General features: G+C 60.7%; 10 protein-coding genes. 8 read left to right on the forward strand and 2 right to left on the reverse strand.

Annotation, left to right across the window (positions count from 1 at the left end; translation table 11 throughout):
* The 6 genes from ACQKP4_RS15895 to ACQKP4_RS15920 all read left to right on the forward strand — a co-directional run.
* Window positions 1-388, forward strand: a 388-nt coding sequence (locus ACQKP4_RS15895; RefSeq protein WP_427634571.1) for a carbamoyltransferase C-terminal domain-containing protein, incomplete at its 5' end; no start/stop codon positions are given.
* On the forward strand, window positions 372-1,502 hold the full coding sequence (locus tag ACQKP4_RS15900) for a glycosyltransferase (protein ID WP_427634573.1): 1,131 nt from the start codon (window positions 372-374) through the stop codon (window positions 1,500-1,502). The genes ACQKP4_RS15895 and ACQKP4_RS15900, both read left to right, overlap by 17 nt.
* Window positions 1,502-2,398 carry an antimicrobial resistance protein Mig-14 gene (locus ACQKP4_RS15905; RefSeq protein WP_427634575.1) on the forward strand — a complete coding sequence of 299 codons (897 nt, stop codon included), beginning with the start codon at window positions 1,502-1,504 and terminating at the stop codon, window positions 2,396-2,398. Before ACQKP4_RS15900 ends, ACQKP4_RS15905 begins: the two co-directional genes overlap by 1 nt.
* Before the next feature lie 8 nt (window positions 2,399-2,406).
* The gene (locus ACQKP4_RS15910; protein WP_427634577.1) at window positions 2,407-3,849 is read left to right on the forward strand and encodes a PIG-L deacetylase family protein; all 1,443 of its coding nucleotides are present in this window, start codon (window positions 2,407-2,409) and stop codon (window positions 3,847-3,849) included.
* Window positions 3,846-5,000: a glycosyltransferase family 4 protein gene (locus ACQKP4_RS15915; RefSeq protein ID WP_427634579.1), complete on the forward strand. Its 1,155-nt coding sequence runs from the start codon at window positions 3,846-3,848 to the stop codon at window positions 4,998-5,000. Before ACQKP4_RS15910 ends, ACQKP4_RS15915 begins: the two co-directional genes overlap by 4 nt.
* Window positions 4,997-5,881 carry a glycosyltransferase gene (locus ACQKP4_RS15920; RefSeq protein ID WP_427634580.1) on the forward strand — a complete coding sequence of 295 codons (885 nt, stop codon included), beginning with the start codon at window positions 4,997-4,999 and terminating at the stop codon, window positions 5,879-5,881. The genes ACQKP4_RS15915 and ACQKP4_RS15920 overlap by 4 nt, the downstream gene beginning before the upstream one ends.
* A 24-nt stretch (window positions 5,882-5,905) precedes the next feature.
* Here ACQKP4_RS15920 and ACQKP4_RS15925 read toward each other — a convergent pair whose 3' ends face one another.
* On the reverse strand, window positions 5,906-7,123 hold the full coding sequence (locus ACQKP4_RS15925) for an acyltransferase family protein (protein ID WP_427634582.1): 1,218 nt from the start codon (window positions 7,121-7,123) through the stop codon (window positions 5,906-5,908).
* Window positions 7,123-8,985, reverse strand: a complete 1,863-nt coding sequence (locus tag ACQKP4_RS15930; RefSeq protein ID WP_427634584.1) for an O-antigen ligase family protein — start codon at window positions 8,983-8,985, stop codon at window positions 7,123-7,125. Before ACQKP4_RS15930 ends, ACQKP4_RS15925 begins: the two co-directional genes overlap by 1 nt.
* 156 nt (window positions 8,986-9,141) lie before the next feature.
* Here ACQKP4_RS15930 and msbA point away from each other — a divergent pair, with 156 nt between their 5' ends.
* Complete coding sequence (gene msbA / locus ACQKP4_RS15935; protein WP_427634586.1) at window positions 9,142-10,944, forward strand: lipid A export permease/ATP-binding protein MsbA; 1,803 nt, start codon at window positions 9,142-9,144, stop codon at window positions 10,942-10,944.
* Between the two features lie 215 nt (window positions 10,945-11,159).
* Complete coding sequence (gene hldE, locus ACQKP4_RS15940; RefSeq protein ID WP_427634588.1) at window positions 11,160-12,584, forward strand: bifunctional D-glycero-beta-D-manno-heptose-7-phosphate kinase/D-glycero-beta-D-manno-heptose 1-phosphate adenylyltransferase HldE; 1,425 nt, start codon at window positions 11,160-11,162, stop codon at window positions 12,582-12,584.
* Window positions 12,585-12,598: the final 14 nt, after the last annotated feature.

The raw sequence follows: 12,598 nt of genomic DNA on the forward strand, positions 1-12,598 counted from the left end.
TCGGTGCGCCGATGCAGCGTTCGCCGAAAAGTACCGAAGCGGTTTACTTGCTGGCCAAGCAATCCTTTGCGCTGGGCTATCGTCGCCTGGAGTGGCTGAAGAGTGGAAGACCCGCGTGCCGGAAGTCGTCCACGAGGACGGCACGTCCCGGGCCCAGGTGCTCAAGCGCGAATACAACCCGCGCTACTACGACATGATGAAAGCGCTGGAAGTGCTGACCGGCAACGGCGTGTCGCTGAACACCTCGCTCAACCGTCGCGGCGAACCGATGATCTGCTCGCCGACCGACGCGCTGAACATGTTCTTCGGCTCCGACCTGCAGTATCTGATCATGGAAGACATCCTGGTGGTCAAAGAGGGCGCTGACGCTTATGACACGCTCGGCTGAACGCCATGTGCTGCAGTTCTGCCACGGCTATGACGGGCCGTTTCTGGACTGCGCGCGGCAGTACGCCAGCCTGTTCGCGGGGACGGGTTATCGGGTCACCACGGTCTTTCTGACCGGGGTTGCCGATAGCGACGTCGCCGCGGGTTGCGCTTCCGATGAAGTGTTGTTCATGGAATACAGCTCCAAGGCCATTCGCGGCCTGAAGCTGGGCGCCATCGGCGATCTGCGCAAGATCGCCGCCTCGCGCAATTTCAGTTTCTGCATTGCCCATCGTTTCAAACCGATCTACATCGCCTTGCTCGGCACGTCGTTGCCGGTGATTGGCGTGCACCACGGGTTTGGCGATTACAAGCGCGGTACCCGCAAACTATTCGCCCATGTTTTCCGCAAGCGGCTGAGCCTGATCGGTGTCTCCGATGCCGTGCGGGACGACATGCGCAGTTGCCTGCCGAAATGGCCGGCAGCGCGGATTCAAACGCTCTATAACCGCATCGACGTGGACGCGTTGCAGGCCACTCAGGTGTCGGCGCAAGAGGCGCGGGAAACCCTCGGTCTGTCGGCAGATGCCTGGATTGTCGGCAACGTCGGACGGCTGCACCCGGACAAGGATCAGGCCACGCTGCTGCACGGTTTCGCCGCCGCATTACCGGGTCTGCCGGGCAACAGCCAACTGGTGATCCTCGGCAGTGGCCGGCTCGAACAGGACCTCAAGTCACTGGCCCGCGAGCTGGGCATTGGCGACCGTGCGCTATTCCTGGGCCAGGTCCCGGATGCGCGTAACTACTTTCGCGCGTTCGATGTGTTTGCGTTGAGTTCCGATCACGAACCGTTCGGCATGGTGCTGCTGGAGGCCATGGCCGCCGGCGTGCCGTTGCTTGCCACCGCGTGCGGTGGGGCGAAGGAAGTGGTCGAAGGCGTGGGCATTCTGTTCCCGCTGGGCGATGCCGAACACCTGGCGCAAGGCCTGCAACACCTGGCGGCAATGGACGAGCAGCAACGTCGGCAGTGCGCCGGGTTGATGCTGGATCGCTTGCGTGAACGTTTCTCCGACCGCGCCGTGCGCGATGCTTTCTGGCGTTTGCCACACGTTACCGAACTGGCACCGAGGGGCTGATGCTCAACCGATTTCAAGGCTGGCGCGAACGTGGCTGGACGGTGGTCGACGCCTCGACTTATGCACAAGCGTGGCAGCGATTTGGCGGCAGCGTCGCCACTCATCCGATGGTGGTCGAACGCCTGGCGCAGTTGGCTGGCATTCCGGTTCGCTACCTCGCCTGGGAGCAGAACGGTGAAGTCAGCGCCGCGATCCCGACCTGGGGGCGTGACCTGGCGCTGTCCAAGGATGTGCTCAAGCGCAGCGGCAAAAAAGGCCTGTTCGACCTCGGCAACGCCGAGTTGATCCTGCCGGCCGCCGCCGATGCCCAAGCGCCGTTGCGCCATCGCGCGCGGTACCTTTCGGTACTCAACGAAGGCCGTTTTACCGGCATCAAGTTGCAAACCGAACAACTGGCGATGGCGCGCACGCCCGAAGAATTGTCGAAGAAGTTTCGCTACAACCAGCGCCGCGAATTGCGTCTGCTGGAAGAGGCGGGCGGGGTGGTGCGGCCGGTCGCCGAGTTTTCCAGCGCTGAGCTGGCGGCGATCTATTGCGACCTGTTCCAGCGTCGCTGGGGCTTTGCGGCCACCGGCGCGCAGCGCATGGGCGAAGTGATCGAGCTGCTGCGCGAATTGCTGATTGGCTCGGTCATTTTCCTCAATGGGGCACCGATCGCGATTCAACTGGTCTATCGCGTCGAAGCGCCGCAGTGGATCAGCGTCGAGTACATCAACGGCGGCGTCGATCCCCAGACCCGTGAGTTCAGCCCCGGCAGCGTGCTGAGTTTCCTCAACACCCAAAGTGCCTGGGAGCATGCGCGGGCCGTGGACAAACCCCTGCGGTTTTCCTTCGGCCGCGCCGATCGTGAATACAAGGACCGCTGGTGCAATCCCGTGCCGGTCTTCACCGTGTGAGACAGCCCATGAGCCGCAAACAGCAACTGCTCAAACGCCATCGGCGCAATAAACGAATCGGTCTGCTTCTCGCCTTGGCGCTGCTGATCCTCATCGGCGTGCTGGTGGCCTGGTGGTTGCCGCTGATACTCGCGGTGCTGGGCTGGATTGCCCACGAGGCGTGGTTCGCCGATCACCTGTTCTACTCGCCCAAAGACGATTATCAATACAGCTTCCCGCCGTATACCCCGCAGCCCAAGGTGCGGCTCGACGGTGAACACCTGCGGCTGGACGAGAGCGTGATGCTGGTCGACGACGCCACGCTGGTGCTGGCGCTGCGGGTCAAAAGCACGTGGCTGGGACGCTTCATCGACCCGGTAGTCGAGCTGCTCGGCGGTGATAACCCCGACCGACAAACCTTTGAGCGTGGTGTAAACGGTCTGCGTTACCTCAACCTCAGCGGTCAGGCGCAGGTGTTGTCCCGAGGTGAATTGCGCTTGCGTGGCCGTCATTGCCGCCTGCTGGGCGAGCCGGTGCTGTGGGCGCTGGAGCAACCGGATTACCGTCGTCAGCGGGTGATGGTGATTGCGCCGCACGCCGACGACGCCGAACTGGCCGTATACGGTTTGTACAGCCAGGCCGACGAAGCCTGGATCGTCACCTTGACCGCCGGTGAGATCGAAGCCGAACACTATCAACAGATTGGCCTGAACAAGGTCGAGGCGGCGCGGCTCAAGGGCCGTTTGCGCGCCTGGGACAGCATCGCCGTGCCGCGTTGGGCCGGGGTGCCCGAGGCGCATTGCGTGCAGTTGGGGTATTTCTGCCTGCAACTGGCGGCGATGCAGGCCTCGCCGACGAAACCGGTCGGCTCGCGGGAAGCGGAGATGAGCGACACCCGGCTGTTTCGCCAACTCAATCCGTTCACCCTGCCAGGCGATGCCGACGGTGCGCCGACCTGGAACAACCTGCTCGCCGACCTGCGGGAACTGCTGATGCGCGCGCGTCCCGAGGTGATCGTGCTGCCGCACCCGACGCTCGATCCGCACCCTGATCATCTGTGCGCCCAGCAAGCCGTCCTCGAAGCCTTGCAAGGCCTGGACTGGCAACCGACAACCTTGCTCGGCTACGCCAATCACCTGCACGACAACGACCGCTGGCCGATGGGCGATGCCGGTCATGGCATCGCGCTGCCGCCGGCCTTCGACTCGGCGACACCGATGCAACCTTGCTGCCTGCCGCTGCCGCTGGCACTTCAGCGCGATAAAGCCATGGCGCTGGGCATGATGCACGACCTGCAACCGCGCATGCCGTTCAAGCGTCGCGTCCGCCGTTTGATTCAGCAGGTGTTGGCCCGCAGAAAAGCCCCGATCCATGGTGAGAACGAATTCTTTCGCAAGACGGTTCGGCGTCACGAACTGTTGTGGATCCTCAAGCACACACCCATCAACGCTACTTCGCGGGGAGAGTTATGAGCCAGCGGTCAAAGGTCCTGCAATTGCAGCCCGACTACAACGTCAAAGCCCATGATTTTGCCGACCTTGCGGAGCAGATCGTCAAAGCCCTGCCGAGCGAGCGCTATGAAGTGACGGCCGCATTCCTGCGCGGCAAACCCGGGCCGGGCGAGGCGGTGAGCCGGGCCGACCGTTCGGTGTACTTCGAGTTTTCCGACAAGTCCCTCAAAGGCCTGCGCCTGCGGGCGATGTGGACCCTGTACAAGTTTTGCCGCGCCGAGAAATTCGACGTGGTGATCTGCAACCGTTTCAAGCCCGTGAACATGATGCTGGCACTCAACCGCTGGCTGAAAGTGCCGCTGTGCATCGGCATTTCCCATGGTTTTGGCGAGTACGACCGGTTCTATCGGCGCCGTCAGACCCAGCGTCTGATCGATCGTCACTGGCGTTTTGTCGGCGTGTCACCGGCGGTGAAACAGTACTTGCTGGACTGCGACTGCGGTTTCACCGACCAGAACACTTATGCGATTACCAACGCCATCGACATCGAGCAGGCCGAGGGCTTGCAACACAGTCGTGAAAAGGCCCGCGAGATGCTGGGCATCGACCCGTCGGTGCGCTTGATCGGCGCCTTGGGGCGTTTGGTGCCGGTCAAGGGCCACACGTATTTGTTGCAGGCGTTTGCCGCGCTCAAGGACAAATACCCGAACACCCAACTGGCGATCATCGGTGCCGGCCGCGAAGAATCGAAACTGGCTGCCGAAATCGAACAACTGGGCCTGAGCGGTCGTGCGCACTTGTTGGGCTTCAAGGAGATCGCCCTCCAGTACATTCGCGCATTCGACGTCTGGACCATGCCGTCGCTCGCCGAAGGGTTGGGGCTGGCGCTGCTCGAAGGCATGAGCGGTCACCTGCCGGTCATCGCCTCCAACGTGCCGGCCATGCTGCCGCTGATCGAGGGCGCGGGCGGCCTGGCGATTACGCCGAAGGATGTGCCGAGCCTGGTTGCGGCGCTGGATAACTACCTCGGGCTGTCGGATGACGCGCTCAAGGCCAAGGGCGAACAAGCCTTTCGTTATCTGCAGCAAGAACACGACATCGAGGTGTTCCGTCAGGAATACCTGAACCTGATCGACTCCGGCCTGGAACAGGCCCGCAAGGAGCAAGCATGAGCGACGCGCAACCTCTCGTAACGGTCATCATCGCGTCGTATAACCACGGCCCTTACATCGAGGAAAGCATTCTCAGCGTCCTCAATCAGACCTATGAAAACATCGAGCTGCTGGTGGTCGATGACGGCTCGAAAGACGACAGCGTCGAGCGCATCAACCGGTTGCAGGCGCAGTATGGTTTCGATTTCCGGGTTCAGCAGAATCAGGGCCTGACCAATACCCTCAACGGTGCCATCGCTCGCTCAAAAGGCAGCTTGATCGTGCCGTTCGGTTCCGATGACATCATGCTGCCCGAGCGCATCGCGACGCAGGTGGCCTATATGGACGGCAAGCCCGAAGTCGGGATCTGCGCCGGCAACATCGAACTGATCGACGCTGACGGCAATCTGTACCCGGAGAAGCGTCAGCGCCGTGACGTGCCGTTCCGTCGCCTGGACTTCGACGATATGTTCCTGGAGCGCAAGCCTTATCCCCCGGCACCGACGCTGATGATTCGTCGCGAAGCGCTGGACAAGGTGGGCGGGTTTGATCCGAATATTCGTCTGGAGGACTTGCTGATCGAGCTGAAGGTGACGCATGCCGGTTACTTCATCGATGGCTTGAATGTGCTGATGGCGCGCTATCGCAAACACGCCACCAACTCGTACAAGAATCATCGTTTCATGATCGACAACATTCTGCGGTCCTACGCACTGTTCAGCGATCATCCGCTGTACGACGAGGTGCGTTACAAGTTCCTCAGTTCGATGTTCCTCAAGACCGCCAATCGCGACCGCAAGCTGGCCCGCGAACTGCTGGCGCAGATTCCGTTCAAGGCCTGGAACAAGAAGACCTGGCGTGGTCTGGGGCGGTTGTTGTTCTCGCCGCTGGAAAAAGACTGAAACCGGCCTGAAGATCGCTGCGTGCTAGCGGGCGATCTTCTCGGCCAGCGTCTTGTCGGCCTTGCGGCTGCGTCTAAACCACTGCAAAACCGTCTTGCCGGCGGTCATGCCCGGCTTCTCGATGTACAGGAATGTCAGGCTGCAAATGATGATCAGCAGGCATGAGCACACGGCCAGCAGCGCCAGGTAAGTCCACGTGTCACGTGCGTCCAGACCCACCAGCAGCGGCAGGCGCTGCACCATCACCCACAGCACGAAACCGTGCAGCAGATAGGTGCTGTAGCTGATTTCACCGAGCCAGCGGATGCTGCGCGGTCTGAGGGCGCCGAACAGAGTGTTCCCGGACGCGACGATCACGAAGAACAACGACATGAGCAGCAATGGCTTCAGGCTGAACGCGCGGTCGAATGCGGTAAACGCAACCGCCAGCGCCACCAACGCAACAATCCCCGCCAGTCGTGTCTGACCCCATGCCACCAGATTCGGCCGGCGAATCCAGTACGCCGCGCCGATGCCGCCAAGGAAGCTCGCCAGAAAGTGCTTCTTCAGCGAGTGCTCCCAGCCAATCAACTGGTACAGGGCGTAAATGCCGATCAGGCATAGCACCACTTGCAGCCAGCTGCCGCGATAAATGAACACCATGCCGGCCAGTGGCAGCGCCAGGTAGAAAAACACTTCGTAGCCCAGTGTCCAGGTGACGTTGGAGATCAGCATGCCGGTCTGGTGGTACTGGTTGACGTCCGGCCGGTCGAAGGTCAGCCACGCCAGAATCTGCCCGAGCAGTCGAATCCCAGATTCCTTCAGCTCCCAGCCTTGCAGATAGAACACGGTGACAAACACGATGAGCATCAGCGGCAAGTACAGCGGGTACAGCCGAAATACCCGGGATACCGCAAAGGCCAGCCAGTCATGCTGGCGTCCTTGAGTAAGCAAGCGGTTCCAGAACAGAAAGCCGGTGATCATGAAAAAAAGTGCGACGCTGCCTTGGCCAAGCTGTGAGTAGAAATTGCTCGGCGGAAAGTCGACGACTCCAGTGCGCAGGAAGATCCAGGTAATGATCGAGTGGTGCACGAACACACCAAACGCCAGATAGCCACGCAGCCCATCGATGCTGGCGTAACGGCTTTCACCGGAATGAGTGAGGTGCCGATTGATTTTCGGAACGGCGCGCAGCAGCAGCGCGGCGGTCACGATGGCCAGCGCATAGGCTGCCAGCGCAATGAGGGGGTTGGTTTCGGTCATCAATGAGCCCGGGCCGGGGCACTCCCGGCCAGCACTTGCCTGTGCAGATTATCAACAGCTGATTTTGACGCCTTCTTGGCGTATCCCTGGAGCAGCGCGTCGAAGTGGTCTTCGAACAGCCAGCGCCGATCCACCGTATAGCGCTGCATATGCCGCAGATTTCGTTGCCGCAGCGAAAGGCTCAATGAAGAAGGATAGATGCGCATATCGGCGACATCGATCAGGCCGAACTCCCCGTCATCAAGGACGAGGACGTTGCCCAGGTGCAGCGAGCGGAAATACACGCCTTGCTCATGCAGTTGCGCCATGAACTTGCCGAAACGCTCGACGAGCGCCTGGCGCACGGCCGGTGCGGTAATGCCCTGCAGGACCTGGCGCAAAGTGTTGCCCGGCAGCGGCGAATAGTGCACGGCGCTGCTGCCGTTTTCGAGCCGATACAGGGCGAGAATCTGCGGGGTGGGAATTCCCATGGTGCGCAATTGCTCGCTGTTGACGGCAAAGCGTTCGGAATAGGGATTAAAACTGCCCGAGGTGTACCAGCGGCGGCGGCGGAAGAGTTTCAGGAAGCTGCCATCGACCAGGCGCAAGACTTTGGGGCCCAGGCCATCCTCTTCAATGATCTGTGCCTGATCGGACAGTTGTTGCAGCGCCATCGGCGTGAGCGTGTTGACCGGCATTGCCAGCAGGCGTCTGGCACGCTGATTGATACTCAGCGCGGCGATCAGCGCCAACGGAATCCAGAGCAGGAACCAGTGCTCCTTGGGTCGCGAAATAATCCCGCCGCCTTCGGTCAGGCCTGCGCCGATGCCGAACACCAGCCAGGTCGACGCAATGATGAACAGCGGTTGCAGGCGATTGCGCCAGCTGTTCAGCAAACCCCAGGCCTGGAAGAACAACCAGGGCAGAAGACCGAAAATGCCGACGTAATAGAGCACGCCCAGGACAAAGCTGTGGGGTTCCTGAAAGGTGTATCCGACACCGGGGTCAATCGCCAGATTGGCGTTGTAGCCATGACCAATCCACGGGTGATCCGCAATTTCCTTAAGGGCCAGCTGCCATATTTCGAAACGGTAGGAGTCGCCTCGTCCGATGATCATCTGTGAAAAAAGTACGCTCACGGCCGACCCACAGACGAGCAGGGCACCCAGCAAGACGACAGACCTGCGCCCCCAGCAAATGAAGCACAGCCACAACGAAGCCATGGTCAGGGCCACCAGCGGGGTTCTGGAACCGGTTGCGATAACCGCGACGAACATGACAACCATCGCGGGAATACTCAGCCAGAGTATTTGCCGGCGCTTGCAAGTCATGCTCAGGCTTAGCCAGTACGCGCAGAAAAAGCCGAATATGTGGGAGCTGAGAAGCGGGTTGTCGAATGCCCCACCCCCGATCAAGCGAAGCCCGGGTTCATAGACTCGAGCGAATTTGAATAGAAAGTAGGCCGTGCCGATCAGCCCGACCATCGCGGCGCTGAACAGCAGCGGCTGGAGAATATCGTTGCGATAGCGCACCAGCAGATAACAGCCGGCAAACAGTAACAGGGTGTGCATCGGCGGCTTGAACTGGCCGGCGATACTTTGCCCGCCAGGGCTCCAGCACAGGCTCAACAGTGCCCAGGCCGCGAACACCACCAGTGCCACGAAAATGGGCTCACGCAGCAATTCCTTGAATTCACGGGGGCGCAGGCAAATGGCAATCAACGACGGAATGCTGAACAGGCCATAAAAAAGCTTGTGGTGCAAACTTCGGCCCGGCAGGAAAAACAGCGCGCACAAGAGCAGAAAGTAGCCGACCGGAAGAATCCAGAGGCAGATGAAATCGAAAACTCGATTGGACACGCTATTGAAACCGCTGACTTGCATGCTGAGAGATTCAATCCTGAAGTTGATCGGCCATTTCGGGGTGATGGCTATTTGATGCTGAATTCGATGCCTAACAATAACAGCCTTTATGCGATTGCCAGAACCCCAAGAAAGCTGTGCTAAAGTCAGCGTCCTTTTTATCGACATTCGCGTGATATGGCCGACTCCAGTCTCTCCGCAAGCCCTTCGAGCTTGAAAATCTACTTCCGCCTGCTCGGTTATGTCCGGCCGTACATCAGTCTGTTTCTGATCAGCATCGTCGGTTTTCTGATTTTCGCTTCGACCCAGCCAATGCTCGGCTACATCCTCAAGTACTTTGTCGACGGTCTGTCCAATCCGGAGGCGGTGCTGTTTCCGTCCGTGCCTTACCTGCGTGACTTGCAACTGCTGCAGGCCGTGCCGTTGCTGATCATCCTGATCGCCGCGTGGCAGGGGCTGGGATCTTATCTGGGCAACTACTTTCTGGCCAAGGTTTCCCTCGGCCTGGTCCATGACTTGCGAGTGCAACTGTTCAACAACCTGCTGGTTTTGCCCAACCGGTACTTCGACAAGCATAACTCGGGTCATTTGATTTCGCGTATCACCTTCAACGTGACCATGGTCACGGGGGCGGCCACAGATGCGATCAAGGTCGTAATTCGTGAAGGCATGACGGTGATCTTCCTGTTCGCCTCGCTGCTGTTCATGAACTGGAAGCTGACGCTGGTCATGGTTGCGATCCTGCCGTTGATCGCCGTGATGGTGCGCACCGCCAGCAAGAAATTCCGCAAGCAGAGCAAGAAGATCCAGGCTGCCATGGGCGACGTGACCCACGTGTCCTCCGAAACGATCCAGGGCTATCGTGTGGTCCGCAGTTTCGGCGGCGAAGTCTACGAGCAAAAGCGTTTCCTGGCGGCGAGCCAGGGCAACACCGACAAGCAACTGCGCATGACCCGCACCGGCGCCATCTATACCCCGCTGCTGCAACTGGTGATCTACAGCGCCATGGCCGTGTTGATGTTTCTGGTGCTGTACCTGCGCGGTGATGCCTCTGCCGGTGACATGGTTGCCTACATCACGCTCGCCGGCCTGCTGCCCAAGCCGATCCGCCAATTGTCCGAAGTCAGCTCGACCATCCAGAAAGGCGTGGCCGGTGCCGAAAGTATCTTCGAGCAGCTGGACGTCGCCCCTGAAGTCGATACCGGGACGGTGGAGCGCGATGCGGTCAGCGGTCGTCTGGAGGTTCGGCACCTGAGCTTTACCTACCCGGACACCGAGCGCCAGGTGCTCGACGACATCAGCTTCACCGTCGAGCCGGGACAGATGGTGGCGCTGGTCGGTCGGTCGGGCAGCGGCAAGTCGACGCTGGCCAACCTGATTCCGCGCTTCTATCACCACGACAAAGGCGAAATCCTGATCGATGGCGTTGAAGTGGAGCAGTACAAACTGCTGAACCTGCGCAAGCACATCGCTCAGGTGACCCAGCACGTCACGTTGTTCAGCGACACCGTGGCCAACAATATTGCGTATGGCGATCTGGCTGGCGCGCCTCGTGAAGACATCGAGAAAGCGGCGAAAGACGCGTACGCCATGGATTTCATCGCGCAGCTGCCCGAAGGCCTGGACACGCAGGTCGGCGAAAACGGCGTGCTGCTGTCCGGTGGCCAACGCCAGCGCCTGGCGATTGCCCGGGCCTTGCTGAAGAATGCGCCGCTGCTGATTCTCGATGAGGCGACCTCGGCCCTCGACACCGAATCCGAGCGACACATTCAAGCCGCGCTGGACCAGGTCATGAAAGGCCGGACCACCCTGGTGATCGCTCACCGCTTGTCGACCATCGAGAAGGCCGACCTGATTCTGGTCATGGACCAGGGCCGGATCGTCGAGCGCGGCACCCATGCCGAGTTGCTGGCACAGAACGGTTACTACGCTCGCCTGAACGCCATGGGCCTTGACGCCCCGGCCGAAGATATCGCCTGACCCTCATTCACCGGGCGCGCAATGCGCCCGGTGATGCGTATCCAGGTCGCTTGCTCCTCGTGACCAAACCTGAGTAAAGCTGCACGTCTACCGGTTTTTTGATCATTAAATGAGCAAAAAAACCCGATAAAACATCCCGTTGCAGCCGCCGCACAAGCCCGCGCCAACCCTGTGTTAATATCGCGCCCCTGTTCATTTTGTATGTGGGTTGCTCCATGAAGTTGTCCATGCCGCGATTCGATCAAGCCCCTGTCTTGGTGGTCGGCGATGTCATGCTCGACCGTTACTGGCATGGTGGTACCTCACGGATTTCCCCTGAGGCGCCGGTGCCGGTGGTCAAGGTCGAGCAAATCGAGGACCGTCCGGGCGGTGCCGCCAACGTTGCGTTGAACATTGCCGCGCTCGGCGCCCCGGCCTCGCTGGTCGGCGTGACCGGCGATGACGAAGCCGCCGACAGCCTGGCCAACAGCCTCAAGGGCGCTGGCGTGCGGGCGTTGTTCCAGCGCATCGCGCATCAGCCGACCATCGTCAAGCTGCGGGTCATGAGCCGTCACCAGCAACTGCTGCGTATCGACTTTGAAGAACCCTTCGCCACCGACGCGTTGGCGTTGGGCAAGCAGGTCGATGCGTTGCTGGATGGCATCAAGGTGCTGGTGCTCTCCGACTACGGCAAAGGCGCGTTGAAAAACCATCAGGTGTTGATCCAGGCCGCCCGCGCTCGTGGGATTCCGGTATTGGCCGATCCCAAGGGCAAGGATTTCTCGATCTACCGGGGTGCCAGCCTGATCACGCCGAACCTCAGCGAGTTCGAAACCATCGTCGGTGCTTGCGCCGATGAGCACGAGCTGGCGACCAAGGGCGCGCAATTGATGCACGACCTCGATCTCGGCGCGTTGCTGGTGACCCGTGGCGAACACGGCATGACCTTGCTGCGCCCGGATCACCCGGCGCTGCACTTGCCGGCCCGTGCCCGTGAAGTGTTCGACGTGACCGGTGCCGGGGACACGGTGATTTCCACCCTGGCGGCGGCGATTGCCGCCGGCGAAGAACTGCCGCACGCGGTGGCGCTGGCCAACCTGGCAGCGGGTATCGTGGTCGGCAAACTGGGTACGGCGGCGATCAGTGCGCCGGAACTGCGTCGCGCGATTCAGCGTGAAGAAGGTTCCGAGCGCGGCGTGCTCGGCCTCGAGCAATTACTGCTGGCGGTCGACGATGCGCGTGCGCACAACGAGCGGATCGTTTTCACCAACGGCTGTTTCGATATCCTGCACGCGGGCCACGTGACCTACCTCGAGCAGGCGCGTGCCCAGGGCGATCGTCTGATCGTTGCGGTCAACGACGATGCGTCGGTCAGCCGCCTGAAAGGGCCGGGTCGTCCGATCAACAGCGTCGACCGCCGCATGGCCGTGCTGGCCGGTCTGGGCGCCGTGGATTGGGTGATCAGCTTCTCTGAAGGCACCCCGGAAAACCTGCTGCGCGAGGTCAAGCCGGACGTGTTGGTCAAGGGCGGTGATTACGGGATCGACCAGGTGGTCGGCGCGGACATCGTCAGCGCGTACGGCGGCACCGTGAAAGTGTTGGGCCTGGTGGCAAACAGCTCGACGACCGCGATTGTCGAGAAGATCCGCAAGTCTGAGTGAAGCCATAAAAGATC

Origin of the sequence: Pseudomonas sp. NPDC086278 (assembly GCF_050280905.1) — a bacterium.
In the GTDB taxonomy this organism is placed as follows: Bacteria; Pseudomonadota; Gammaproteobacteria; order Pseudomonadales; family Pseudomonadaceae; genus Aquipseudomonas.